At 43.4% G+C, this 24,563-nt stretch carries 25 protein-coding genes; all 25 read right to left on the reverse strand.

The window, feature by feature from the left end:
* Positions 1-169 precede the first annotated feature (169 nt).
* The 25 genes from O3655_RS03895 to O3655_RS04015 all read right to left on the reverse strand — a co-directional run bounded on the left by O3655_RS03895 (position 170) and on the right by O3655_RS04015 (position 24,535).
* Complete coding sequence (locus O3655_RS03895) at positions 170-1,444, reverse strand: hydroxymethylglutaryl-CoA reductase, degradative (protein WP_371641183.1); 1,275 nt, start codon at positions 1,442-1,444, stop codon at positions 170-172.
* Positions 1,444-2,616 carry a hydroxymethylglutaryl-CoA synthase gene (locus O3655_RS03900; RefSeq protein WP_371641223.1) on the reverse strand — a complete coding sequence of 391 codons (1,173 nt, stop codon included), beginning with the start codon at positions 2,614-2,616 and terminating at the stop codon, positions 1,444-1,446. Before O3655_RS03900 ends, O3655_RS03895 begins: the two co-directional genes overlap by 1 nt.
* Before the next feature lie 118 nt (positions 2,617-2,734).
* Complete coding sequence (locus tag O3655_RS03905; protein WP_044021233.1) at positions 2,735-3,190, reverse strand: threonine/serine exporter family protein; 456 nt, start codon at positions 3,188-3,190, stop codon at positions 2,735-2,737.
* Between the two features lies 1 nt (position 3,191).
* A complete protein-coding gene (locus O3655_RS03910) occupies positions 3,192-3,950 on the reverse strand; it encodes a threonine/serine exporter family protein (RefSeq protein ID WP_000344542.1) in 759 nt (252 codons plus the stop codon).
* Between the two features lie 87 nt (positions 3,951-4,037).
* Entirely contained in the window at positions 4,038-5,939 is a 1,902-nt protein-coding gene (gene pknB, locus O3655_RS03915) for a Stk1 family PASTA domain-containing Ser/Thr kinase (protein ID WP_371641184.1), read from the reverse strand.
* Positions 5,936-6,676, reverse strand: a complete 741-nt coding sequence (locus tag O3655_RS03920; RefSeq protein ID WP_000401527.1) for a Stp1/IreP family PP2C-type Ser/Thr phosphatase — start codon at positions 6,674-6,676, stop codon at positions 5,936-5,938. The genes pknB and O3655_RS03920 overlap by 4 nt, the downstream gene beginning before the upstream one ends.
* A 15-nt stretch (positions 6,677-6,691) precedes the next feature.
* Positions 6,692-8,005: a 16S rRNA (cytosine(967)-C(5))-methyltransferase RsmB gene (gene rsmB, locus O3655_RS03925; protein WP_371641185.1), complete on the reverse strand. Its 1,314-nt coding sequence runs from the start codon at positions 8,003-8,005 to the stop codon at positions 6,692-6,694.
* Positions 7,998-8,933, reverse strand: coding sequence for a methionyl-tRNA formyltransferase (gene fmt / locus O3655_RS03930; RefSeq protein WP_042902798.1), 936 nt, complete (start codon positions 8,931-8,933; stop codon positions 7,998-8,000). Before fmt ends, rsmB begins: the two co-directional genes overlap by 8 nt.
* 12 nt (positions 8,934-8,945) lie before the next feature.
* Positions 8,946-11,342, reverse strand: coding sequence for a primosomal protein N' (locus O3655_RS03935; RefSeq protein WP_371641186.1), 2,397 nt, complete (start codon positions 11,340-11,342; stop codon positions 8,946-8,948).
* A gap of 65 nt (positions 11,343-11,407) precedes the next feature.
* The gene (rpoZ, locus tag O3655_RS03940; RefSeq protein ID WP_002874282.1) at positions 11,408-11,722 is read right to left on the reverse strand and encodes a DNA-directed RNA polymerase subunit omega; all 315 of its coding nucleotides are present in this window, start codon (positions 11,720-11,722) and stop codon (positions 11,408-11,410) included.
* A 24-nt stretch (positions 11,723-11,746) separates the two neighbouring features.
* Entirely contained in the window at positions 11,747-12,373 is a 627-nt protein-coding gene (gmk, locus tag O3655_RS03945; RefSeq protein ID WP_308697221.1) for a guanylate kinase, read from the reverse strand.
* A 134-nt stretch (positions 12,374-12,507) separates the two neighbouring features.
* Entirely contained in the window at positions 12,508-14,121 is a 1,614-nt protein-coding gene (locus O3655_RS03950; RefSeq protein WP_000404957.1) for a ribonuclease Y, read from the reverse strand.
* Between the two features lie 134 nt (positions 14,122-14,255).
* A complete protein-coding gene (locus tag O3655_RS03955) occupies positions 14,256-15,941 on the reverse strand; it encodes a P-loop NTPase fold protein (protein ID WP_308697220.1) in 1,686 nt (561 codons plus the stop codon).
* A 202-nt stretch (positions 15,942-16,143) separates the two neighbouring features.
* Entirely contained in the window at positions 16,144-16,398 is a 255-nt protein-coding gene (locus O3655_RS03960; RefSeq protein ID WP_308697219.1) for a Txe/YoeB family addiction module toxin, read from the reverse strand.
* A 3-nt stretch (positions 16,399-16,401) separates the two neighbouring features.
* On the reverse strand, positions 16,402-16,656 hold the full coding sequence (locus O3655_RS03965; protein WP_000388572.1) for a type II toxin-antitoxin system Phd/YefM family antitoxin: 255 nt from the start codon (positions 16,654-16,656) through the stop codon (positions 16,402-16,404).
* 131 nt (positions 16,657-16,787) lie between these two features.
* Positions 16,788-17,885, reverse strand: coding sequence for a nucleotidyltransferase (locus O3655_RS03970; RefSeq protein ID WP_308697218.1), 1,098 nt, complete (start codon positions 17,883-17,885; stop codon positions 16,788-16,790).
* 9 nt (positions 17,886-17,894) lie between these two features.
* Complete coding sequence (locus O3655_RS03975; RefSeq protein ID WP_308697275.1) at positions 17,895-18,635, reverse strand: class I SAM-dependent methyltransferase; 741 nt, start codon at positions 18,633-18,635, stop codon at positions 17,895-17,897.
* A 567-nt stretch (positions 18,636-19,202) separates the two neighbouring features.
* Positions 19,203-19,556 (reverse strand): ribosome silencing factor, encoded by a 354-nt coding sequence (gene rsfS / locus O3655_RS03980; protein ID WP_125440865.1) that lies wholly within the window; start codon positions 19,554-19,556, stop codon positions 19,203-19,205.
* A complete protein-coding gene (gene yqeK, locus O3655_RS03985; protein ID WP_084917777.1) occupies positions 19,557-20,150 on the reverse strand; it encodes a bis(5'-nucleosyl)-tetraphosphatase (symmetrical) YqeK in 594 nt (197 codons plus the stop codon).
* The gene (locus tag O3655_RS03990) at positions 20,150-20,779 is read right to left on the reverse strand and encodes a nicotinate-nucleotide adenylyltransferase (RefSeq protein ID WP_084917775.1); all 630 of its coding nucleotides are present in this window, start codon (positions 20,777-20,779) and stop codon (positions 20,150-20,152) included. The genes yqeK and O3655_RS03990 overlap by 1 nt, the downstream gene beginning before the upstream one ends.
* Positions 20,780-20,829: 50 nt before the next feature.
* A complete protein-coding gene (gene yhbY / locus O3655_RS03995) occupies positions 20,830-21,141 on the reverse strand; it encodes a ribosome assembly RNA-binding protein YhbY (RefSeq protein WP_000060169.1) in 312 nt (103 codons plus the stop codon).
* A gap of 213 nt (positions 21,142-21,354) precedes the next feature.
* Positions 21,355-22,461: a ribosome biogenesis GTPase YqeH gene (gene yqeH, locus O3655_RS04000; protein ID WP_070568031.1), complete on the reverse strand. Its 1,107-nt coding sequence runs from the start codon at positions 22,459-22,461 to the stop codon at positions 21,355-21,357.
* Between the two features lie 2 nt (positions 22,462-22,463).
* Entirely contained in the window at positions 22,464-22,991 is a 528-nt protein-coding gene (locus tag O3655_RS04005) for a YqeG family HAD IIIA-type phosphatase (RefSeq protein WP_000963745.1), read from the reverse strand.
* Between the two features lie 17 nt (positions 22,992-23,008).
* Complete coding sequence (locus O3655_RS04010) at positions 23,009-23,917, reverse strand: magnesium transporter CorA family protein (RefSeq protein WP_308697217.1); 909 nt, start codon at positions 23,915-23,917, stop codon at positions 23,009-23,011.
* 57 nt (positions 23,918-23,974) lie between these two features.
* Positions 23,975-24,535, reverse strand: coding sequence for a mechanosensitive ion channel domain-containing protein (locus O3655_RS04015; RefSeq protein WP_308697216.1), 561 nt, complete (start codon positions 24,533-24,535; stop codon positions 23,975-23,977).
* Between the last annotated feature and the right edge of the window lie 28 nt (positions 24,536-24,563).

The following is a 24,563-nucleotide window of genomic DNA, read 5'->3' on the forward strand; positions in this document are numbered from 1 at the left end:
AGGATTGTATTGTTGAAAATGGGTACATTCTCTGTGATTCAAATATCAAAAAAAGAGAGAATAATGTAATCCTCTCCTGTTCTTCGTTATATGTGAGACTTTTCAATTGACAATGAACTTGTTTTCCTTATGTTTCATTTTTTGAGACTAATACCACGGTTTCAACTGGCTAAGACCGCCAGACTTTTAAATATTGCTGAGCTGTCTCTAGGTTAAAGGTTTTGTCTGCAATAAGGCGCTCAACGAGGGGAGCAACCTCGGACTCACTAGCACCTGCTAGGAGAGCTAGGGATTTGGCCTGTAATTTCATGTGGCCTTGCTGGATGCCCGTACTGACCAAGGCTTTGAGGGCCGCAAAGTTTTGAGCAAGACCGATGGACACGATAATCTGAGCTAATTCCTTAGCTGAAGGATTTCCTAGTAGTTCATGACTGAGGGCTACACGAGGGTTGAGACCGATAGAGCCACCCTTGGTCGCTACCGGCATGGGTAGGGTCATCTCACCGACCAATTCTTCTCTTTCCATGTCCAGCGTCCATTGACTGAGACCTTGATAGCGTCCATCTCGACTGGCAAAGGCATGGGCCCCAGCTTCGATGGCACGCCAGTCATTACCCGTGGCAATCAAAATAGCATCAATACCATTAAAAATCCCTTTATTATGGGTAGCCGCTCGGTAGGGATCAACCTGCGCAAACTGGCTAGCCAAGGCTATTTTCTCCGCAATTTCTCGTCCTTGGTCCCTTTGGGGACTCAAGTAGCGAAAGGCGATACGACAGCTTGCAGTCACCAGAGAATCGGTCGCGTAGTTGGACAGGATTCCCATGAGACTCTGTCCTTGACTGAGTTCTTCTAAGACTGGCTTCAAGGCTTCCAGCATGGTGTTGAGCATATTGGCTCCCATGGCTTCCTGAGTATCGACATGGAGATAAACAACTAGAAAGTCTGTTTCACTTTTGATCTGCTCTACATGCAAATCACGCGCCCCGCCTCCACGTTTGACGATAGAAGGATAGGCTTGATTGGCAAGTTCCAAGAGTTCGGCTTTCTTGCTGGAAATCTTCTCTTGCGCTTTTTCAGGTTCAGCAACTTGATAAAGGGCTACCTGACCAATCATCTGGCGCTCATGTACTTGAGCAGTAAAGCCACCTGCTCGCTTGATGATTTTACTAGCATAGCTAGCCGCAGCAACCACAGACGGTTCTTCTGTCACATAGGGAACTGTGTAGCCCTGACCATTCACCACAAGCTCTGGAATGATGGAATAAGGTAGAGAAAAAGTTCCCACTACATTCTCACTCAGCTGGTCTGCAACTGCCAAGCTGACTTGTTCATCCTGCTCGAGACTCGTTTGCTTTTCAGGACTAAGGAGCGCCTGAGCTTTCAGTAACTCAAGGCGCTCATGGTATGATTTTTTAGAAAATCCATTCCAACTTATCTTCATTATTTTTCAACCTTGCTATAACGGCGTTGGTGGTCGATAATTTCAACCAAGGCATAGTCTTGATGTTCATAGTCTGCAAATTGAGCTGAGCCAGACTCATCCAACTGCAATTCTTCGAAGAAGACTTTTTCATAGTCTGCAACTGACAATGCTGTACGTTGCTTGAGTTTGCTCAAGCGGTCCTTATCAAGGTAAGCTTCATAGTCTTCGACCAATTCACCACTAAAGAACTCTGAAACCGCTCCACTTCCGTAACTGTAGAGGGCAATTTTATCTCCAGCCTTCAAAGTCTCTGCATTTTCCAAAAGAGAAAGGAGGCCGAGGAAGAGGGAACCTGTATAGATATTCCCAATCATCTGACTGTAGAGAATGGACTTGTCAAAGTTCTCTTGCAAACTATCCTTTTTTTCTTTAGACAAAGTTTTGTCCATCATCTTGCGCAAGCCTTTTAGGGCCAACTTAGGATAAGGCAAGTGGAAACAGATAGCCGCAAAGTCATCCATCGTCCAATCATAGCGTTTCTTATATTCATCCCAAGTCGTTGTCAGGCAATCAAGATACTGTTGGGTCGAGTACATGCCGTTTACATAAGGAGTGCTTGAGTAGTTCGGACGCCAGAAATCCATGATGTCGCGCGTTTGAGCAACGTTATCATTGTTAAAGGCCATGATGCGTGGATTTTGAGTGATTAGCATCGCTACACTTCCAGCACCCTGAGTTGGTTCACCTGGAGTTCCTACACCATACTTGGCAATATCACTGGCAATGACCAAAACCTTGGATTCTGGAGAATTTTCCACATGCAATTTAGCATAATGAAGGGCAGCTGTCGCTCCATAGCAGGCTTCTTTGATTTCAAAGCTACGGGCGAAAGGCTGAATGCCTAATAGGCCATGAACAAAGACTGCCGCTGCCTTACTCTGGTCAATCCCTGACTCGGTCGCCACGATGACCATATCGATTTCTTCTTTTTCTTTGTCTGTTAAAATAGAGTTGCTTGCACTAGCTGCCAAGGTAACAATGTCCTCAGTCAGTGGAGCAATACTAATTTCATTTAACAAGAGTCCCTTGCTAAATTTTTCGGGGTCAACTCCCCTCGCTTCTGCTAGGTCTTGTAATTTCAAGACATATTGACTGGTCGCAAAACCAATCTTATCAATACCGATTGTCATATTTACCTCTGTTTTTTCATTCATTGTAAAAAATCGTTTCATTCTATTTTATCACAAATAGGGACAAAAGAGAGAAAAAAGACTTGATTCAACAAATCAAGTCTTTGATTTGACTGCATTAGGAAGAGATTCCTCGTTGTTTTCGGATGTAGTAATAAAGCTTTAGAATTACCGTTCCACTTGCCATTCCAATAGAAATAACAAGGGCTAACATAACCACCAAAGTCGCGCTGGCAATAGCATGGCTGTAATCTCCTGTCACAAAGAAAGCTGTCGTTCGATAGGATAAATAACCTGGCACCAAGGGGGCAAGAATGGCCAAGACAAAGACCACCGCTGGTGTCTTATAGACAATACTTAAAATCTGGCTGATGCAAGAGCCAATTACTGCTGCGATAAAGGTCGCGACAATAACATTGGTTGGTTCTTTGAGCACGAGATAGAGGAGCCAAACGCCCATTCCCAAAATACCACCAGGTAGGAGCATGGAACGTTGAACATTCAGTACGATTAGAAAGGTGATAATGGCGAGTAAACTCGCCACTGCTTGGAGCAAAATACTTGTTAGAGTCATCTTATGTCATCAAAACCAGGGCGACAGAGGTGCCAGCCCCTAAAGCGAGGGTAATGAGCAAAGATTCAAACATCTTGCTCATACCAGAGTTGATATGGTTGGTCATGATATCCCGTACCGCATTTGTCAGAGCAATCCCTGGAACAAAGGGCATGACCGCTCCTGCTATAATCAGGTCTGCCGTCGAAGGAAATCCTGTATAGCGGGCCCAGAACTGGGCGATCAATCCGAAAACAAAGGCACCCGCAAAGGCCGTTACAAAAGGAATGCGGACAAACTTCTCTACGTAGAGAGAGAAGGCAAAACCAAATAAGGTCGCAATAGCTGCGCCAAAAGCGTCATAGACATTGCCCCCAAACATAATCGAGAAGAAAGGGGCACTGAGGGTCGCTGCTACGGTCACTTGGAACTTGGTATAAGGAAGGGCTTGATTGCCGATTTCTTTGAGCTTTTTAAAGGCTGTCGAGAGATCAATCTGCCCTCCGACAAGCTCCCGTGATACTTGGTTGACATCACACACTTTTTCAATGTTATAAGAGGATGAGGTCACCCGTTTCATCCGAGAAATATTGGTGTTTTCAATCGAAAAGAAAATAGCTGCGGGCATGGCAAGAACATTGCAATCCATTATTCCCTGCGAATGGGCAATACGGATCATAGTATCCTCAACCCGATGAATCTCTGAGCCACTTTTCAGGAGAATGGTTCCTGCTAGCATAATCACATCAATGACGGCATTCAACTCTCTCGATTCGTCCATTTTCTCCTCCTTTTTTCTACTTCCTATATTTTATCACAAAATCTTGTGAAAAAAAATCTTTGTCATGAAATCATGACAAAGATTCGTTTAATCTCGAGAACTTTCGCGGTTTCCTTCATTGTTTGGTTGATTCGTTGGAGGATTATTCCCTTGTTGATTTCCTTGCTGGTTCCCCTGGTTTGGACTTGTAGGAGAACCCTGGTTCCCACGTTGGGCAGGATTAGAGGATGAAGTTGACGGTGGTGTTTTTGGTTTGTAGATGGAAAGTTTGATACGCGTACTTGCAAGATCAACCTGTTCTCCTGCTCTTGGCGTTTGATTTACAACAGTTCCTTCTGCCGTTCCTTCAGGAGCAGTCGATACTTCTACAACCTCAATATTTGCTTCCTTCACACCGACAATCTGAGTCAAGTTATTCTTTGTAAACTCGAGACTTGAACCGATGTAGTTCGGCATGCTGACACTAGTCACCTTCTTAGCTACTGTTAAGGTAATCGTAGTGGCTTTTGAGAGATCATAAGTCGAACCCGAAGCAGGAGTCTGTCTGAGGACGGTTCCAGGTTCGCTTTCGCTGGATTCTTCCTCTTCCATCTTAATTAGATTTTCAGGAACCTTCTTCTCCTTGAGTTCGGCTACGACTTCCGTATACTTACGTCCGACGTAATTGCTCAATTGGAAGGATTGCTTACCAGAAGAAACAATCAAATTGACCTTGGTTCCTTCTTTTCGGCTGCTACCAGCTTCTGGATCCGTTCGAATAACACGTCCCTCTGCTACTGTATCGCTGGCTTCTGACTTTTCTTCACCGGCTTCAAACTTGGATTTTTTCAGAGCTTCCTTAGCCTCTGCAACGGTTTGTCCAGCTACGTCAGGAATAGCAATCGTTGCTGGTGTTCTTGCCAAAATCCAGACCAAAGAGGCTGCAACCAATAGAAGACTAGCTAAAAGAATCATATAGCGAGCCTTAAACTTCCGTTTCTTGGCAGGCTTTGGCGCTGGAGCAGGCTCTGCCACTGGTTGAGTTGGTTTCTTTGGCTGAGGGCGTTCTTCTTGCGCCGGAGCTTTTGGAATCGATGTCAGTGTACTTTGTGGAACTTTAGGCAAAGTCTTAGTATCTGCCTTACTCGCATCGTCAAAGACCAGTTTCGGTTCATTGCGACGATTATAAGACAAGCTAGTTGACAAGTCCACATACATTTCCGAAACAGACTGATAACGATCTGACAGCTTCTTAGCAGTCGCCTTGATGACAACATTTTCCAAAGCCTGAGGGACAGATGGGTTTTCAGCTATGACGGACGGAAGTGGCTTCTGGAAATGCTGGAGGGCAATCGTAACTGCGCTATCCCCATCATAGGGGATATGACCTGTCAGCATTTCATAGAAGATGATCCCCATTGCATAGATATCACTCTGGAAGGTCGCTTTAGAACCACGCGCTTGCTCAGGTGACAAATAATGAACAGAGCCTAACATTGAGTTTGTCTGGGTCAGACTGGTCTCTGCAAAGGCTACGGCAATCCCAAAGTCCGTGACCTTAGCTGTGCCGTCAGGTGTCAAGAGGATATTTTGAGGTTTCAAATCCCGGTGAACGATTCCTCGAGTATGGGCTAAGCGCATGGCCAAGAGGATTTGCCCCATAATCCGAACTGCTTCTTCATTTGAAAGAGGATAGTGTTCTTTGATATAACGCTTGAGGTCAAGGCCTGCTACGTATTCCATAGCCAGGTACTGTTGACCGTCTTCCTCACCAATATCTGTTATCCGAACGATATGAGGATGGTCCAGATCCGCCATGGCTCTCGCTTCGCGCTGAAAACGTGCCACAGCAATCGGGTCCGTCTGGTAGTTGGTCCTCAGGACCTTCACTGCCACTTCTTCCCCGTCTAGGATCAAATCCTTGGCCAAGTAAACATCTGCCATGCCTCCTCGACCAATCTGCTTGACAATCCGATACCGCCCGGCAAAAATCTTGCCGATTTGGATCATTCTGCTGCCTCCTCGTTCATGTAAACAAGGGCAACCGTAATGTTGTCTAAACCTCCTGCATTGTTAGCGAAGCGAATGAGGGTTGCCGCCTTGTCTGCTAGGGAAATATCACTGGTTACGATATCATAAATCTCGCTTGCCGAAATCATATTGGTCAAACCATCACTATTGAGCAAGAGATAATCTCCTGACTCCAATGTAATCATCCCAAAATCTGGCTGGATTTCATCCTTTTGTCCGATAGACTGGGTAATGATATTCTTTTGAGGGTGAGTTTCTGCTTCTTCTGGAGTCAATTGACCAGCCTTGAGCAATTCATTGACCAAAGAATGGTCACTCGTCAACTGGTGGTATTCTTCTCCACGAATCAAACCGATACGAGAATCTCCAATATGAGCATAGATGGCTTGGTTGTCAATAAACGCAACAGCTTCTAGCGTTGTTCCCATACCTCTGTAGGCTTCGTCCTGACCTAGTTGATGAATTTTTTGATTTTCAATCTCCAGGTAGTGGGCAAACCACTCACGAACTTCATTGACTGAATCAATTTGGGTATCCACCCAAGCCACACCGAGGTCTGTGACCGCCATCTCACTAGCGATATTTCCTGCACGGTGCCCTCCCATTCCGTCAGCCAAGATGATCATAGTGCGTCCTGCTCGGTTGACAAAGTGATTGACATAGTCCTGATTATTTGTCCGTTTCTGACCAACATCTGTTAATAATGCTATTTCCATTGTGTCAGTTCCTTCCTATTCTGATATCTTGCGAAATTGGCTGATAAAGAATCCATCACTTCCATACAATTCAGGAGTAATCAGGATGCAGCCATCTTTCAGGATATCTTTACATTCGTGTTCTAGTTTAACCTGCTCGAACTCGGGATGACTTTCTAAAAACGCCTCAACGACTTGAAAGTTCTCCTCAGAGACAATAGTACAGGTACTATACGTTATTATACCACCTTTACGTAGTGTTTGACAAACACTACCTAATATTTCCAGCTGAATTTCCTGTAAGGATGTGAAATCTGCTGTTTCTTTATTGTATTTGATGTCTGGTTTGCGGCGTAAAAGTCCAATCCCAGAACAGGGAGCATCTACCAAAATCTTATCAAAAGAATCCCGACCGAAAAACTCATGAACCTTTCTGGCATCCAATTTTTGCGTTTGCACTTGATCTGCTACTCCTAAACGCTCCGCATTTTCTTGGATCAAGTCCAACTTATGGTCATACAAGTCCAGAGCAGTAACCTGACCTGTCCTGAGATACGAAGCCATATGGGCTGTTTTCCCACCCGGAGCGGCACAGGCATCTAGAACCTGCTCATCTCCTTGTAAATCAAGAGTGGGAGCAACCAGTTGACTAGACTCGTCTTGGATGGTAATAGCTCCCTCTGCAAACAAATCATGGCCTGCAAAATGCCCCTGCTCCTTGACCAGACCAGTGGCCGCCAAAGGGGAATCAGTCGCCTCTAACAAAGCTTTGATTTCCTCTTTTCGGCTCAAGTTGGTCACCCGGATGCTAGCCTTGTTGCGTACCAAGAGACTTTCAAAGATGGCTTGTGCTCGCTCTTCACCGTACTCTTCCTTGAGCTTAGATACTAGCCAAACTGGGAGAGAATAAGCAATGGAATCACGCTTGTTTTTGCGTTTGATACTGTCAATGTCTGGCCAGCCTTCTCGCAAAATACGACGAAGGACGGCGTTGACTAATTTTTCACTGCCTTTTTTACGCGCTTTGGCTAGTTCCACTGCTTCATTAACAACAGCGTGATTAGGAATCTTATCCAGATACCGAAGTTGGTAAGCGCTCAGGAGGAGCAGAATATAGAGCCAGTTATCTAGCTTATCCCGGTCTTCGATAAAGTGGGACAGGTACCATTCCAGAGTCAGTTTTCGGGCTACCGTACCGTAGACAATCTCTGTCACCAAACCCTTATCTGCTACTGAGATTTGAGTGCCCTTGAGGTGTTTATTTAAGGCAATATTGGAATATGCTTGGTTAACCAAAACATCCTCTAGCACTGCTAGAGCTAGACTTCTAGCCGTTTCTACTTTAGTCACCAAATCGTTCTCCTACAGTCAATGTCCGTCCGACTCCGTTGAGGAAGGAAGAAATGTCCATCTTAGGTTTCCCAGCTGGCTGCACTTGCTTGAGAGACAGAGCTCCTTCAGCCGTTGCGACAATCAATTCCTTCTTGCCAATAGACAGGATCTCGCCTGGAGCTCCCTGACCTTCTACTGGCAGGGCTTCATAAATCTTAAAGCGATCACCCTTGAGAAAAGTGTGAGCAACAGGCCATGGATTCATGCCACGTATTTGGTTGAAGAGTTGACGGTTAGTCTTATTCCAGTCCAACTTTTCTTCCTCTGGCTTGATATTTGGCGAGAAAGTGACCTGGCTTGGGTCCTGAGGCACAGGTTTGATCTCCCCGGCAATATAGGCAGGCAGGGTATCCAATAGCAAGTCACGACCAACAAGCGCTAATTTTTCAAACAAGGTGCCGACATTGTCCTCATCTGTGATAGGAATACTACGGCGGGAAATCATATCTCCTGCATCCATTTCCTTAACCATCTCCATAATGGTCACACCAGCTTCCTCATCCCCTTTAATCAAGGCATAATGAATGGGCGCGCCACCACGGTGTTTGGGAAGGAGGGATGCGTGAACGTTGACCGCAAAGTCCATGCTATCAAGGAGTTTACTTGGGAGAAACTGCCCAAAAGCAGCAGTGATAATCCCATCCGCCCCTAGCTTCATAATGTCTTCCATCTCTGGACTCCCAGATAATTTTTCAGGTTGGTAGATGGGAAGGCCTGCTTCTTTGGCAGCCTGCTTAACCGGGGTTTCTTGGATCACTTTTTTACGGCCGACAGCGCGGTCTGGCTGGGTCACAACAGCTAGAATCTCGTAACGATCATCTGATAACAAGCCCTTCAAAACTGTCGCTGAAAATTCAGGTGTCCCCATAAAGATTAGTTTTGTCATTTCTTCTCCTTCTTATAAAAATTGCTGCGGTTCGTGGTCAATGCTGAGACGAAGCTCGCTATTTTCTCGTTCTTGAGTCAAGGCCAAAACTCGATTGAGGGTTGGTCCTAGTTCATCTTCTAAACGGTATTTAATCAAAATCTGGTAATGATAAAGGTTGTGAGTACGGGCGATGGGTTTTGGCGTTGGTCCAAGGATTTTACTAGTTTCCGATAAACCTGAACGTAAAATTCCCATGACTTCATAGGCACGTTTGACAACCTCTTCTTCTTTCTTGTGAGAGAGGGTAATCCCAATGGTGAAATAATAAGGTGGGTAGCCAAGTTGGCGTCTGATACTCATTTCATAAGCGTAAAAGCCTTCGTAGTCTTGGTCTTTGGCAAATCGAATGGCATAGTGCTCAGGATTGTATGACTGGATCAAGACCTGCCCAGCCTTTTCTGCACGACCTGCACGGCCTGCCACCTGAGTTAAGAGTTGGAAGGTTCTCTCAGAGGAACGGAAATCAGGCAAGTTTAGGGCTGTATCCGCATTGAGGACTCCGACTAGGGTCACATTTGGAAAATCCAAGCCCTTGGCAATCATCTGAGTTCCCAGCAAGATATCTGCTTCCCCTCGGCCAAACTGTTCAAGAAGAGCTTGGTGACTACCTTTCTTGCGAGTCGTATCCACATCCATCCGCAGAATGCGAGCCTGAGGAAAGAGCTCTGCTAGCTCATCATAGGCTTTCTGAGTCCCCGTCCCGTAGTAGCGAATGCTGCGACTCTGACAGTTGGGACAGACATGAGGAATTCCCTTGGAAAAGCCACAGTAATGGCAGTTCATGGTCTTGGTATCCATGTGGAGAGTCAGAGAAATATCGCAGTTGGGGCAACTATCTACCGTCCCACACTCCCGACACATAACAAAGCTAGAATAACCCCGACGGTTGAGCATGAGGACTACCTGCTCTTTTTTATCCAGACGATCTTGAATGGCCTCTAGCAAAGGAGGGGTAAAGTTTGACGTCTCATTCTGCCCGATATAGTCACGAAAGTCAATCACTTGAACTTCAGGAATAGTGGCTAAAGGATTGGCCCGTTGGGTCAGACGTAAGTGTTGATAGACACCTTTTCCAGCCCGCGCACGGCTCTCTAAGCTCGGTGTCGCCGAGCCGAGGACCAGGGCTGCTTGATTGTACTGGTCCCGTAGAATGGCGACCTCTCTAGCATGATAACGGGGATTGCTGTCTTGTTTGTAGCTGGCTTCATGCTCTTCATCGATAATCATGACACCTAGATTTTTCAAAGGAGCAAAGATAGCTGATCGAGCACCAACAACAACTTGGGCATCGCCGCGTTCGACCTTGCGCCATTCGTCGTACTTCTCACCATTGGATAGGCCTGAGTGAAGAATGGCTACTTTCTCACCGAAACGAGCAATGAAACATTCCGTCATCTGTGGCGTCAGGGAAATCTCAGGCACCAGCAAAATGGCTGTCTTGCCCTTGTCCAAGGCCCCTTGGATGATCTGTAAGTAAACCTCTGTTTTCCCACTTCCTGTAATCCCTTGAAGGAGGAAAGGAGGCTGTTGACTGCCAATAGCACTGACAACGGCATCACGCGCCTGTCTTTGTTCTGGATTCAATTCCAAAGGTTGGCTGGCTTCAATGCCTTCAAAATAAACAGCTGAGCGTTGCACTTCCTTTTGGACTAGGGTTAGAGCTTCTTGTTCCACAAAAAAGTTGACTTGCTCCCGCGAATAAGACTCTAACAAGCTAGCCAGGGGAGCACTTTCAGGATGAGACAGCAGATAGTCTCTCAGCTCTGCCTTTTTCTTAGCACGCGCAGAAATCTCAATCTGCTCTAGTCGAGTATCATCAACCTCATACCAAGACTGGGTCTTGACCTTCTTTTGATCGACTGCCTGGTATTCTAAGCGGAGCAGACCTTTTCTAGTCAAGCGCATCATTTCTGCCTGCTTGGCAAGGTCTAGAGAAGAAAAGGCTAGCGAATCTTCTGAACCAAACAGACGCTCTCGGTCTGCCTGACTCAGACCTTCCAGAGGATAGAGAATCTTATCATAACTGGAGTTTAAAAATCCAGGCAACATGGCTTTTAGGATGGAGATTTTATAAGAAAAGACAGACTTGCGTAACTCCTCAGCCAGCCAGAGTTGCTCTTGAGTCAAGACGGGAGAAAAGTCTAGCACCTCTGCAATCTCCTTCAAGTCCTGATCAGCTTCTTCCTCATCTGACTGGAACTCCAAATCTAGCACAATCCCTTGGATCAAACGATTACCCTTGCCGAAGGGGACATGGACCCGCATACCGACTTCCAGCATGTCTACAAATTCCTCAGGGACCTTGTAACTGTAAGGCTGGTCCGTCTGCATCAGGGGAACATCCACGATAATCTTTGCAATAGCCATCTTCTCACCTCCTTCTTGTCAGTATATTCTTGCAATAGAAAAAATAAGATTGAGTCCCCCCAACCTTAAATTTTTTCACCATCTTCTTTTTCTTTAGCAATTTGCTCTTTGATTTTCTTTTCTTCTTCTTCTTTGCGGCGTTTTTCTTCTTCGATACGGAGACGAACCGCTTCACGTTTTCCTTCTGGATCTGGGTGAATGGTTACATTTCCAGACTCGATTTCTTCCAAAGCGCGAAGAGTTGATTTTTCAGACTTAAACTCTTGAGTTGCTGGCGCACCGGCTTCTAGTTCGTGGGCGCGTTTTGCTTCCAAGATTACGAGTGAATATTTTGATGGTACCTTGTCTAGCAAGGTATCAATAGAGGGTTTTAACATCATTTGCTTGTACCTGTTTCCTATAGTTTATCGAGTAGTTGGAGATTTTGGCAACATCTCCTGATAGTGACCAATGACACGGTCCACACGGAAGTGTTCTGCTTCGATCACACGCTTGACACGTTCAGCAGCGAGGGGCACCTGATCGTTGACAATGGCATAATCATACTCACGCATGAGGGCAATTTCTTCCTTGGCTTTTTCGATTCGTTGGGCAATCACTTCAGCGCTATCTGTTCCACGACCTACCAAACGATCTTGCAATTCATCCAAATCTGGTGGCGTTAGAAAGATAAAGACAGCATCTGGAACCTTTTTCTTAACCTGAAGGGCTCCTTGCACTTCAATCTCAAGAAAGACATCGATTCCCTTGTCCAGAGTTTCATTGACATAGGTCAGAGGAGTTCCATAGTAGTTACCGACATATTCTGCATATTCCAACATCTGACCTTGACGGATCAGCTCTTCAAACTCTTCACGAGTACGGAAGAAATAGTCCAACCCATCCACTTCACCAGGACGTTGCGCACGCGTCGTCATCGATACAGAGTATTGAAATTGATTCTCAGAACTCTCAAAAATCTCTCTTCTAACCGTTCCTTTCCCAACTCCTGAAGGACCAGAAAAAACGATTAGCAAGCCTCGGTCTGCCATTATGTCTCCTTTAGTTAGTCTGTGAAATAAAGTGAAATTTCTCTCGGATACTGATGATTACGTCAGTTATCCTTCTACAGTCTTTCTATCTAGTGTAACAAAAAAGCAGTAATTTTTCAACTGCTCTTTCTTATTTATTTAGCATAATCTACTGCACGAAGTTCGCGGATCACGGTTACCTTGATATTTCCTGGGTAATCGAGATTGTTTTCAATTTTCTCACGAACTTTGTGAGCCAAGATTGTGACTTTGTCGTCTTTGATTTGTCCTGGATTAACCATGATACGGATTTCACGTCCTGCTTGAAGGGCGAAGCTATTTTGCACCCCTTCAAAGCCATTGGCGATTTCTTCCAAGTCATGGAGACGCTTGATATAGCTTTCAAGAGATTCACTACGAGCACCTGGACGCGCTGCACTCAAGGCATCTGCTGCAGCAACAATCACTGCAATGACGCTTTCAGCTTCGACATCACCGTGGTGGCTAGCAATAGTATTCACCACAACTGGGTGTTCCTTGTACTTACGAGCCAACTCCGTACCAATCTCAACGTGGCTTCCTTCAACCTCGCGGTCAATAGCTTTCCCGATGTCATGAAGGAATCCAGCACGACGGGCAAGAGCTGCATTTTCACCAAGTTCACTCGCGATGATACCAGATAACTTTGCAACCTCAATCGAATGACGCAAGACATTTTGTCCATATGAAGTACGGAACTGCAAACGTCCCATGATCTTCATCAAGTCTGGATGGAGGTTAGGCGCACCAATCTCATAGGCAGCAGCTTCTCCATATTCACGGATTTTATTGTCAATCTCTTGACGGTTTTTCTCCACCAACTCCTCGATACGAGCTGGGTGGATACGGCCATCCTTGAGCAACATTTCCATGGTCATACGAGCAATTTCACGACGAATCGGATCAAATCCTGACAAGGTTACCACTTCTGGCGTGTCGTCGATGATTACATCGACCCCTGTCAAACTTTCAAAGGTACGAATGTTTCGCCCTTCGCGTCCGATAATGCGTCCCTTCATGGTATCGTCTGGTAGGTGAACTGTCGAGTTTGTTGACTCTGCTACATAGTCACCAGCGATACGCTGCATAGCCTGAACCAAGATATCTTTCGCAATCTTGTCTGAACGTTCCTTCACTTCTTGCTCTGCCTCACGAATGCGGCTAGCAATTTCCTTGCTCAAATTTTCCTCTGTCTGAGCCAAGATAATATCTCGAGCCTCAGTTTGGGAAAGGGAACCGATACGTTCAAGTTCAGCTTCTTTTTGTCTTTCGACTTCCTCTAATTGCTCTTCACGTGCATCAAGGTTTTTTGCTCTATCAGAAATACTTTGTTCTTTTTGTTCAAGTGTTTTTTCTTTGTTCGTCAAATTGTCGTCCTTACGGTCAAGGCTCGTAGCTCTCTCCGTCAAACGACTTTCAATTTGCTTGAGCTCCTGACGTTCTGACTTAAATTCAGCGTCCACTTCTTCACGGTATTTTCTGGCTTCCTCTTTGGCCTCCAATAGTGCTTCTTTTTTAAGAGACTTGCTTTCGCTCTTGGCTTCATTTAGCAATAAATCCGCTTCGCGCTCAGCTTGTCCTCGTAAATTAGTTGCTTCTTGTTCAGCATTTAGAAGCATCAACTCTGCAGCTTCTTGGGATGATTTCATCTTAGCTGAGATGCTGACATATCCAATGACTAAACCAATGATGACGGCAAAAACAGCAATCGCAAGTGTCATGATTTCCATGTTTTTACCTCATTAAATTTGTTTATCGAATGACATACATTCCTTAATATTCTATCATAAAAAACCGATTTTCACAAACCCAAATTGAAGAGTTTTGTGTGAATTTTAGACAAAGAGTCATCTACTTCTAAGCTCTATTGTATTAAATTATCTAGTGGAATATGATTAATTGTAATTTGCCCTTTTGATTCTAAAGGTAAGCATTTTTTTATAAAGTTCTGACATTTCGCGTCTTTCAATTCATCTATGTTAATCACTTGATAATTATTTTTTATTCTATCATTTAAAATATCATAATAAATTTCAACTAAACAGCCCTTTGTTCGGCCACAGAGTATGTCATGAGCATCATAATACACTTTGTGTCCTGTTTTTGAGATAAATAGATTCCTTAGTTTGACTTCCCATAGACACGATAACAATTGGAAATAATATATAGGTTCTTGGGGGTAATCAAAATACATATCCTCCTCTGAAGTAGGTAAAGAACCCAAAGAACTTAAAACTACAAACTTCTCTAACATTTCAAAATGAAAATATGAGTCTAACTCATAGAACTGCTCATACTCGTCTACTTCATAAATGCCATTAAAAAATTCAAAAAATAATACTAGAATACTATCAGTTCCCATGCGTCCATTCATGCAATCAACGATGTAATTTGATATCTTTCTACCAAAATATGGTAGAAGCCTATTCGTTGTATAATCACTCTCAATTATATTTGAAAGTTCTTCTAATGATTTCTGGAACTCTCTTAAACTTGGTTTTTTAACTTTTGAATCTTTATTTTTATCTTCTACGACTCTTTCGTCTGCATCCACATAATAAATTTTAAAAATTAATGATAGAATTTTCCCAAGGTCATCATCTCTCAATTTACTCTTTTTCAAAATGTTATCTATGACTTCCTCTGTAGGTTCCATTCTATTATGATTTAACTTAAATTTATTATCAATAATCTCCTTTGCTGACCCAATTTCCTCACTATTTAAAATTACAATAATTTTAAATCTTTTATTCTCAGAAAGATAGTCAATATAACCCAATAAATCATTGTAATCTGAAGGGTTATCTGATTTTGCTACATATGAAACCCGTTCAAAATCATCAAAAATAATGATAGAATCTCGCTTCATCAAATCCGTTCCAACTGTTTTAAAGAACCATTTAAAAACTCCTCCAACAAGTGGAATAAAGTCCAAATTTCCGAGTATGGATTGTTTTTCTATTTCATTGATCAATATTTTCTCGGCTTGCTCTCTTGTTTTTATCCCAAAGCAGGAAATATAGTAGATTTCTTTCTTTTTATAAATTTGATTTTCAAAAAACGTCTTTATAAAAAATGTTTTCCCACTTCCCCAAGAACCATCCAACCAGAAGACATTATGAATAGAGGCCGGACTATTTAAAAACTCCACCAGATGAGTTTGATAAGGATAGTCATCCAAGTCATATTCCGGAAATAGCTCTGGGTCCAGTTTCTTATAACTAACTTTTTTAAAAATTATGTCTAAAAACCAGAACAGTATTGTTGGTATAGTCATTGCTAACAATATTATTACACGATTCTCATACAAAATTGAAATAATATCTTTAAAAAAATTATAATTAGATAAAAATTTATAGATAGGTAAAGCAAAGCGTTTAAATTGTTCAATCTCAAGTGCAAGATACAGTACCCATATACTGGCTATAAATATTTTGTACCACTCGACAATTCTAACATTACTACTCCATGATGGTCTTTGAAATGGATATTTCAGTAGCCGTTTAAAATTCAGAAAAAAATTAAGAATCCTCGTTTTTATATTTTTCATATATACCCCTTTTAATCTATATTATCATGATTATACCACAAAATAAAAGTTATTAAGCGGATTCAAGGGACAAGAATCTAATTATTATACTAATAATTTTTCACTGATTTTTTAACTTAGGAAGTCTATCATTTTCCAAAAATTTTATCTTAAATCTATCCATTAAAATCCCTAAAATAAAAAAGCCTACCTTTCAGTAGACTTAGTAATGATCTTTGAAGGACAAGAAAGCGACGCCATCTCCATCCATCATATAAATCAAGCGATTTTCTGCATCAATGCGCCGTGACCAAGCTCCTTGGTAGTCATACTTGAGTGGTTCTGGTTTCCCAATTCCTGAAAAAGGATCGCGTTGAATATCTTTGATTAATTTATTGATTCTTTTTAATGTTTTCTTATCTTGGTTTTGCCAATAGCAATAATCCGCCCAGGCATCTTCTGTAAAATTGAGCAGCATTCCTCACTCCTCAATCACATGCACCTGAGTGCTTCCAGCACGAACTTGAGCCATTCCTCGCAAGACCTTATCAGAAAGTTCCTTATTTTGAGCGATTCTCAGGGTTTCCTGAATACTATCCCACTCGCTCTTTGAAAGGACTACAATATCCTCATCTGGATTTTTATTGACCACCGTTAAAGGCTCAAATTCATCGTTTACCTTCTTCATGTAGTCTTTTAAATGATTTCGGAATGTTGAGTAAAGAACTGCTTCCATAACCATACCTCGTTTTACCTCTTTTCCACTATTATACACGAAAAGAAAGAAATTGTCAGGAACTTGTACAAGATTTTTCTTTTCTATCTATTTATTCGAAAAAATCTCAAAAAGCCTACCTGATAGTAGACTTAATTGCTTTCAATTTTGATAGGCACTCTGCCAAAATTCTGCTCTGCCATACTTGGCTGTCCTAGTTGGTAAATCTGGTCTGCCTTTTGCGTCATAGCATCCCAAGGTTCTTTCCCAATTCGGCTGACTAGATGGACCTGCTCTTTCAGAGACTTGAGATGTTGTCTGCCTTTTTCGGTAAAGCCAAGGACATGGATGGCTTCTGGCAAGTAACTTTCTCTGGCCTGCACCAAAATATAGGTCAAGAGGCGTCTGACACGCGCTTTTGTGTAACGTTTGGTCGCAACCGCCTCGACCAATTCCTCCACAGACTGGGCTGTTTTGATAGCATCCTTGATGCGCACAGCCATTTCTTGATTGACCTGATAGATGGCGGTTAGGTCTGGATTTGACAAGATTTGATAGCGGAGCAAGGGAAAATAGTCTTCCCAGCTCACCTTACTGGTCTGCTCAAAGAGGGCAAGAGAAGGCATAAAGCGTTCTAAGAAACCTTGGTCTGATTGATGCTGACGAAGGGCTGTCGCCGAGGCAAAGTCCACATCCTTATCCACAGAATGGTAACCCGCCCCCTGACGTTGAATTGGATGCAGGTTGACGTTTCGTCCTGCAATTGCCTTGGCATAAGCTAGAGCTAGAACATGATTGGGCGTATTGCCAGAAAAATCAAGGCCAGCAAATTCCTTCCACATGGCTTGGGTTTTCTGAGGGTAGGAGAATGAATCAGGTAGATTGTCCACAAAATTCTCCATCTCAACGCCTTGCTCTGCGTATAATTCAGCAATTTTCTGGTAGTCCAGAACTTCCTCTGTCCCAAAAGCTAGGCTATCAATGCCCAACCGATCCAAGATATCCACAGCTCCTTGGCCAAAGAAATCTGCCGCCTGAACACTGACTAAAAAGGGCAATTCCACTACCAGATCCGCTCCATTTTCCAGCGCCATCTGAGCCCGAGCCCACTTGTCTACGATAGCAGGTTCTCCACGCTGCATGAAATTTCCAGACATGGCAACGATTTTCAGTCCCTCCGCCTGATCCAGCAGGTATTTATGCCCATTATGAAAAGGATTAAACTCCGCGATAATACCTGTGATGGTCATGATGTTCTCCTACTTCTGCGCGACAAAAAACCAACGGGTGCTGATTTCTGTCGGCTCCTTGTCCTCAAAGTCCGCATAGAGTTTGAAAGATTTGAAACCAGCCTGTTCCAGCAAAATATCATAGGTCAAGACTTCGTATGTACGCTCCTCATGTACTTCATCGTGGCGACTAAAGGAACCGTCAGCCTCCTTGATAAAGAAAGTCAACTCATGCACGATGGAGTGAGGAGCTTCGTCCTCATAGGTATCCCAAAGCATAGCAAAATCTTCCGCATTTTCATGGTAAGAATAGCCTGGAAAAACCTCATCTGTCTGGTAGGTCGAATGCACATCAAAGATAAAAACACCGTCTTCATTAAGCGCATTGTACACTTCCTTAAAGACGTCCCCTACCTCTACCTCATCCTGCATGTAACAGATTGAGTCTGAGTAACACGTAACAAAGTCGTACTTACCAGCCTTGGACAAATCCAGCATATTACCTTCAATAAAATCAATCTTTTGCTTGGCTGAAGTAGCTCTCTTCTCAGCAATCTTCAGCATATCCGCGCTCAAGTCAAGTCCTGTCACATCAAAACCAGCCTGAGAAAAGCGCACAGACTGGATACCTGTCCCACAAGCAAGTTCCAAAAGCTTCTTTCTCTCCTTGGTCTTAGGCAAATGACGGAGTGAAAAATCCGTCCATTTATCGTATAAACTATCATCCATGACTGCATCGTAAACAGCCGCAAAGGTTTCATAAGTAGCCATATTCATGATACCAAGTCCGCCCGTAATCGGAATGAAAATTAGGAGCTTGACGATGGAGCCGAGCTCCAAGGAAGGCTATCTATTTTCCGACGATTACAGGACGGGTTCAAATCCTTTCTAAGATACAAAGAGCGTTAAAAGCAAGAAGAAAATAGGAAACTTTCTGCTGTATCGTCAGATACAAAGGAAGTTACTCTTTTTCTCGCAGCTTTTAGCTCGTGTTCAGTTTCGAGATGAACAAAACACAACGCTCTCACCTTTCTATCAATTTTTTCTATAATAAGCAAAGAAACCCAGTTGAGTGCAACTGAGTTCGATTGAAGACAAAGTCTTTTTAAGACTTTCCTTAGGTGATTTCGGACGTCTGCGACCTTCTTCGAAGTTCCAAGACTTAGTTTTGAGCCTAAGGTCTCAAAACTCCCGACTTCTTGAAACATTTTTGTTTCAAGAAGTTTTATCACAACGGAAAGTCTCGGTAATTTCTCACTTTCTCACTCAGAAAACAAGAATAATCTCAATACATTGTCGAATTTCAAAGTAATTCCCAGCCGAAATTCAAGTCATCTTCTACGCCAGAGTTTCAGATAAATCTACTGAGCTCGCCTCATGCCATAGTTTTTCTAGGTTATAGTGGGCACGCATTTCTTCTGAGAAGATATGCACAACGACGCCACCAAGGTCCAGCAAGACCCAGCCTCCAGCTGCATCTCCTTCGACATGGCTACCTTTAAAGCCAGCTTCAGCTACTTTTTCACGGATATTGTCAGCGATAGCGTCCAACTGACGGCTATTCATTGAGCTCGTGATGACAAAGTAGTCCGTCACGCTGGTCAAATCTTGTACATCAAGTGCGAGGATATCCTCCGCACGTTTCTCATCAGCCGCTTTCACGACTAGTTCTAGTAATTCTTTTTCGTTCATTTAGTCCTCTTTCAAATAGTGCACAAAGGCGTTATAGGTTTCAAGGGTTTGGGGATAGATGGGGAATCCCTGATGAGCTAGATGCTCCACGGTACGAGCTGTCTCATAAGCCACTGCCTTATTGAGCGACAAACTTGCAATTTCACGCGCCACATCCACTCCTGGAAAGGCACGATTGTGCTCGATATAGTCTGCGACGTAGACAACTTTATCCAGGTCGCTCATCTGACCAGCACCGACTGTATGGATTTCAATAGCTCGCAGGATTTCTGGATCATGCAAATCCAAATCTTCCTGAATCTTGTAGATACCAACCATGCCATGCCAGACATTATTGCCCCAGTTTTTAAGGTCAGTGCCTAGCTGATGACGGTCAATCAAGTCTAGAAATTCCTGATCTGACAGCTTTTTAGCATAATCATGAAGAAGGCCTGCTAGACCAGCTTTCTCAACATCGACTCCAAATCGCTGGGCAAGCTCTATGGCTGCACGCTCCACACCCAAACAATGGGTTAAACGTTTTTCAGGTAGAAGCTCTGCCATTCTTTCCAACAAAGCCTCTCGGGAGCAGTTGATATAGTCTTGATAGGCCATCAGTAGAGCCCCTCCTTCTCGATGTAGTCTAGCACTGGCTGAGGTAGGAGAAAGTTGGGTTTCCGACCTTGGGCAATGAAGTCACGTACCATGCTGGAGGAAATATCCATGAGAGGCACATCCACCCAGATAACTGGATAGGAAGTTCCTGCCTTGTAGCGTGGGCGCTGAACTCCCACAAACTGAACCATGTCAACCAGCTCATCAATTCGGTACCACTTTGGTAGATAGTCCACCATATCCGCCCCGATAATGAAGTAATAATCCGTATCTGGATGTTGCTCTGTCAAAATCTTCATGGTGTCGTAGGTGTAGGAAATGCCCTTACGCTCTAACTCAATGGTTTCAATGTCCAGACCTTCAATCCCCTCAATCGCCAACTCAAGCATCTTGAGACGGTGGTGTTCAGGGATGGTTTCTTTTTTGTCTACATGAGGTGGTTGGTATTCGGGCATAAGCAGGACCTGATCTAGTCCTAACTGTTGTCGTACTTGGTCCGCCACAACAAGATGGGCATTGTGAACAGGGTTAAAATTTCCCCCTAAAATCCCGACTTGTTTGCGTTTTTTCTCCTTGATTTCTGGCTTCAACTCTACCTTGGTAAAGGGAGTCAATAATTCGATTGCCATAGGCTCGTCTTCCTTTAATTCTCTGTAAAAACAGTTGTTTGGAGTAGGTTTTAGATTTCTTTGACTTTTTTAGAAATCTTGCGATTTTCTTTCTTGCTGGATTGTTTAAACAAAATCAAGATGCGTCCGATTTTTTGGACAGTATCCACACCGATTTCTTCTTCCAAGATTTCAGCTACTTCGTGGATGTTTTCATCTGTGTTTTGTAAGAGAGTAACCTTAATCAATTCACGGGCGTCAAGAGCCTGACGGACGCTAGTTTTGATTTGGTCGTTGAGACCATTTTTTCCGATTTGGATGATGGGTTTGAGGGTGTGTGCCTGGCTGTTGAGGAAGGCACGTTGTTTTGATGTTAATGACATAATTTCTTAAAAAGAGTTTCTTTTAATACTTTTCTGAAGTGGTGACGGACGTCAGCAAAGTCCTTCGGACTTTCATGACTAAAATTTGAGCCTAAGGTCTCAAATTTTCCTTTGTTGGTACAACTCCTTGTACCAACTGACACCACGGCGAAAAGTATTCGTTATAGGCTCGCAGAGCTCGCTCGAATCCAGACAACTCTTTCCTTTCTGTGTTTAAATAATTGCTTTTCGTGTGACGACGGCGACGCCTTCTGGTGCCCAGACGGCGACTTTGGCGGTGCCTGTTACGCGGATCCAGCCTAGTCCTGAGATGACTAGGTCTGTCTTGTCCTTGATGGTAAATACATGTTGGACTAGTTTTGGAAAATCTTCTTTTTCCTTGCTATTTGGTGGTGTGAGAAGAGTTCCCAGATGCTTGTCATAAAAGGCACTAGCGCCTTCAAGCTTAGTACGATGGAGTTTGAGTTCATTGTCAAAGAAAGCTGTAAATCCTTGCTTTTCTCCTGATATAAAGTCAAAGCGTCCAAGACCACCTAAAAACAGGGTTTGCTCAGGATTGAGCTGATAGGTTTTGGGCTTGATTTCCTTTTTAGGGCTGACATACTTGAGGTTTTTAGCCGTCAAGTAGTGGGCCATCTGGTGGCGGTGAATAATCCCCGGTGTATCGTAAATATAAGATCCGTCGTCAAGCGGAATCTCAATCTTGTCCAAGGTTGTTCCTGGGAAACGCGAAGTCGTGATGACATTTTGGTCACCCGTGATTTCTTGGATAATAGCGTTGATAAGGGTTGATTTTCCAACGTTGGTCACACCAACTACGTAGACATCACGGCCCTTGCGGTAGTGCTCGATTTTATCAATGACTTCTTTGATGGCATGCTTGTTTTGGGCTGAAGTCAGGACGACATCAACAGGACGAAGTCCTTCTTCGTGGGCACGTTCCATGAGCCACTGGCTAATCTTACCCGGCTTAACTGACTTGGGCAGGATATCTTTTTTATTTCCCACCAAGAGGACATCATTGCCCGATACAAAACGTGGTAAGCCTGGGATGACAGAGCCATTAAAGTCAAAGATATCAATGACATTGACCACCAAGGCATCACTGTCTCCCACCTCGTGCAAGAGTTTGAGAAAATCATCGTCTGTCAACTGGACATCCGTGATTTCATTGTAGTGACGGAGACGGAAACAACGTTGGCAATAGACTTCGCCAGTCTCCAAACCTTTTTCAAGTGCCGACTGGGGGGTAAAGCCAAGTCCAGCCTTGTCTGTCGTCTGAATGGCTGCTCCACAACCAATACAGAGAATTTCTTCCATAGTTAGATTCCTTTTTTATATGTAATCGGTCCGTACTTTTCAGTGATTTTTCGCATGACACGGCGCTCGCGAACTCGGTTAATCTGCGTTTTGATAGAGTCATGTTGGACCAAGGGCTTGACCAAGATCGAGCGAATACCTGCACGGTGAGCTGCTCGTATATCCGTCATAAGTTGGTCGCCGACCATGACCACTTCATTTTTCTCATAGTGGAATTCCTTCATGGCACGGTCAATCCCAAAAGTGAAAGGCTTCAAGGCCCAATAAACGTAATCAATCCCAAACTTCTCAACTGCGCGTTGTACCCGTTTTTTGGTATTATTTGAAACAACAATGATGCGAATACCTGCATCACGAAGGTCATGTAGCCATTGCTTCATCTCTGGCGTCCCATCAGGGTTGTTCCAAGCAATGAGGGTATTGTCCAAATCGACCAAAACAGCCTTGATCCCCTGCGCCTGCAGGCTTGGGACTGTCAGATCATAAACTGCTTCCACAGCAAAATCTGGCATGTAATTTTCAATCGCCATTCTGGCTCCTTTTCTTTTTAATTTCTAGCAATATTCTTTAAATATTGGGCTAAGACTACCCATAAAATGAGACTAGCTAGCAAAATATAAATCCAAGCATTTGGTTCATTTGCAAACGGTAAGGGAACATTCATTCCGAAGAATCCTGTAATAACCGCAAGGATAGCTAGTAAGACTGAGATAATTGTCAAAGTTGTCAAATTATCATTTAGATTATTATTTAGGATGTTGTTGTAAGAGGCTGAGAGTTGTTGCAAAACTTGAGAAATCAAGTCTGTCATCGAAACCAACTGATGCGCTTCAATCATGGCATCGTCAAACTGCTCTCTTTCTACCTCATTAAAATTGCGATAAAGAGCATGCCCTTGGATGTGTTCCAAGAGGAGACGATTTTGTTTGGCAGCTGCTGTCAGGTAAACCATACCAGTTTCCAAGTCAGAGAGGGCAAAAAGATTTTTTTTAGTTGTTTTTTGACGAAGAAGTGCACTGATTTCATCCTTACTTTTATCCATTTCTTCAATAACTGGATAATAAGCATTGCTTATAATCTCTAAACTGGCAAAAAGAAATTTGTAGATTGAAACAACTTCATGGCTTTCAAGGTAGGATGCCATTCGTTTAATCACATAACTATTCTTGTGATTGCTAATTGTGATCAGCCGTTGTTTTTCAACGATAAAGGTCATCGGAATCGCTTCATAATATTCTTTGTCTTTTTCTAAATCAAGAACATTATAAATGAAGGTTACCGTTCCCGTTTCACGGTGATAGTCCATGTGGGCACGCTCATTTCTATCCAGAGCATACTCGATGGTTTCCTTGTCCAATCCATAGACATCCGAAAGGTCTTCCATGTTTTTAATCTTGTCTACATCAAGGTCTATCCATGTACAATCGTGACCTAATTTTTTCTCTACAAATAGCATACTCTCTCCTTTACCAAACTCCTTCTATTGTACCACAAATCTGCTAAAATAGCCGGCCTATTCAGCACGAGATAGATTACTGACGACGGTGATATTACGATTGGGAACAAAGTGAAGGGCTTGATCGTCACCCCGCAGTTGCGTTGTACGGATCCCTACGCTAACGACCTTTCCAGAAACGGTAATCGGTCCATTTGTGAGAACCACTTCATCACCCACATCAAGCTGGCGTTCAAAAAGGATGAAGAAACCATTGATGACATCGGATAGAAAGCCTTGCGCCCCCATACCAATGGCCACCCCAGCAATCCCCGCACCAGCAAGGAGGCTGGAAACTGGCAAACCTAAAATAGACAGGATGCAATAGAGCAAGAAGAAATAAAGAATGTAGTTAAAGACATTCTCCAGCAAACGAGAAATGGTCTTTTGTCTGCCAGCATCTCGATTGGAAAATTTAAGTGAGGGCTTTACAATCTTTCGTACAGTGGCGTGAAGCATCTTTTTAGCTATATAAAATAGCAAAAACAAAATCAAAAGAGAAATCACCTTGGTTAAGAGATTCTCTAACATGGTTGTTAAATCAAGTTTATCAAAATAGCGTTGAAAAAAATCTTGCATATAAAACTCCTTTTCCCTATTATACCAT

The organism is Streptococcus sp. 27098_8_70 (assembly GCF_041432215.1).
Taxonomy (GTDB): Bacteria; Bacillota; Bacilli; order Lactobacillales; family Streptococcaceae; genus Streptococcus; species Streptococcus oralis_CP.

Bases quoted from the DNA above. Each gene is read 5' to 3' on its own strand.
- O3655_RS04010 (WP_308697217.1), bottom strand. From the start codon at position 23,917: ATGCTATTTGTAGAGAAAAAATTAGGTCACGATTGTACATGGATAGAC.
- O3655_RS03955 (WP_308697220.1), bottom strand. From the start codon at position 15,941: ATGAAAAATATAAAAACGAGGATTCTTAATTTTTTTCTGAATTTTAAA.
- O3655_RS03975 (WP_308697275.1), bottom strand. From the start codon at position 18,635: ATGGCTACTTATGAAACCTTTGCGGCTGTTTACGATGCAGTCATGGAT.
- O3655_RS04005 (WP_000963745.1), bottom strand. From the start codon at position 22,991: ATGGCGATTGAAAATTACATGCCAGATTTTGCTGTGGAAGCAGTTTAT.
- O3655_RS04015 (WP_308697216.1), bottom strand. From the start codon at position 24,535: ATGCAAGATTTTTTTCAACGCTATTTTGATAAACTTGATTTAACAACC.
- yhbY (WP_000060169.1), bottom strand. From the start codon at position 21,141: ATGTCATTAACATCAAAACAACGTGCCTTCCTCAACAGCCAGGCACAC.
- yqeH (WP_070568031.1), bottom strand. From the start codon at position 22,461: ATGGAAGAAATTCTCTGTATTGGTTGTGGAGCAGCCATTCAGACGACA.
- pknB (WP_371641184.1), bottom strand. From the start codon at position 5,939: ATGATCCAAATCGGCAAGATTTTTGCCGGGCGGTATCGGATTGTCAAG.
- O3655_RS03960 (WP_308697219.1), bottom strand. From the start codon at position 16,398: ATGCTGCTCAATTTTACAGAAGATGCCTGGGCGGATTATTGCTATTGG.
- rsfS (WP_125440865.1), bottom strand. From the start codon at position 19,556: ATGAACGAAAAAGAATTACTAGAACTAGTCGTGAAAGCGGCTGATGAG.
- O3655_RS03935 (WP_371641186.1), bottom strand. From the start codon at position 11,342: ATGGCTATTGCAAAGATTATCGTGGATGTTCCCCTGATGCAGACGGAC.
- yqeK (WP_084917777.1), bottom strand. From the start codon at position 20,150: ATGGCCTATCAAGACTATATCAACTGCTCCCGAGAGGCTTTGTTGGAA.
- O3655_RS03905 (WP_044021233.1), bottom strand. From the start codon at position 3,190: ATGACTCTAACAAGTATTTTGCTCCAAGCAGTGGCGAGTTTACTCGCC.
- O3655_RS03970 (WP_308697218.1), bottom strand. From the start codon at position 17,885: ATGACCATCACAGGTATTATCGCGGAGTTTAATCCTTTTCATAATGGG.
- O3655_RS03900 (WP_371641223.1), bottom strand. From the start codon at position 2,616: ATGACAATCGGTATTGATAAGATTGGTTTTGCGACCAGTCAATATGTC.
- rpoZ (WP_002874282.1), bottom strand. From the start codon at position 11,722: ATGATGTTAAAACCCTCTATTGATACCTTGCTAGACAAGGTACCATCA.
- O3655_RS03965 (WP_000388572.1), bottom strand. From the start codon at position 16,656: ATGGAAGCAGTTCTTTACTCAACATTCCGAAATCATTTAAAAGACTAC.
- O3655_RS03910 (WP_000344542.1), bottom strand. From the start codon at position 3,950: ATGGACGAATCGAGAGAGTTGAATGCCGTCATTGATGTGATTATGCTA.
- O3655_RS03895 (WP_371641183.1), bottom strand. From the start codon at position 1,444: ATGAAGATAAGTTGGAATGGATTTTCTAAAAAATCATACCATGAGCGC.
- O3655_RS03920 (WP_000401527.1), bottom strand. From the start codon at position 6,676: ATGGAAATAGCATTATTAACAGATGTTGGTCAGAAACGGACAAATAAT.
- O3655_RS03990 (WP_084917775.1), bottom strand. From the start codon at position 20,779: ATGGCAATCGAATTATTGACTCCCTTTACCAAGGTAGAGTTGAAGCCA.
- gmk (WP_308697221.1), bottom strand. From the start codon at position 12,373: ATGGCAGACCGAGGCTTGCTAATCGTTTTTTCTGGTCCTTCAGGAGTT.
- O3655_RS03950 (WP_000404957.1), bottom strand. From the start codon at position 14,121: ATGGAAATCATGACACTTGCGATTGCTGTTTTTGCCGTCATCATTGGT.
- fmt (WP_042902798.1), bottom strand. From the start codon at position 8,933: ATGACAAAACTAATCTTTATGGGGACACCTGAATTTTCAGCGACAGTT.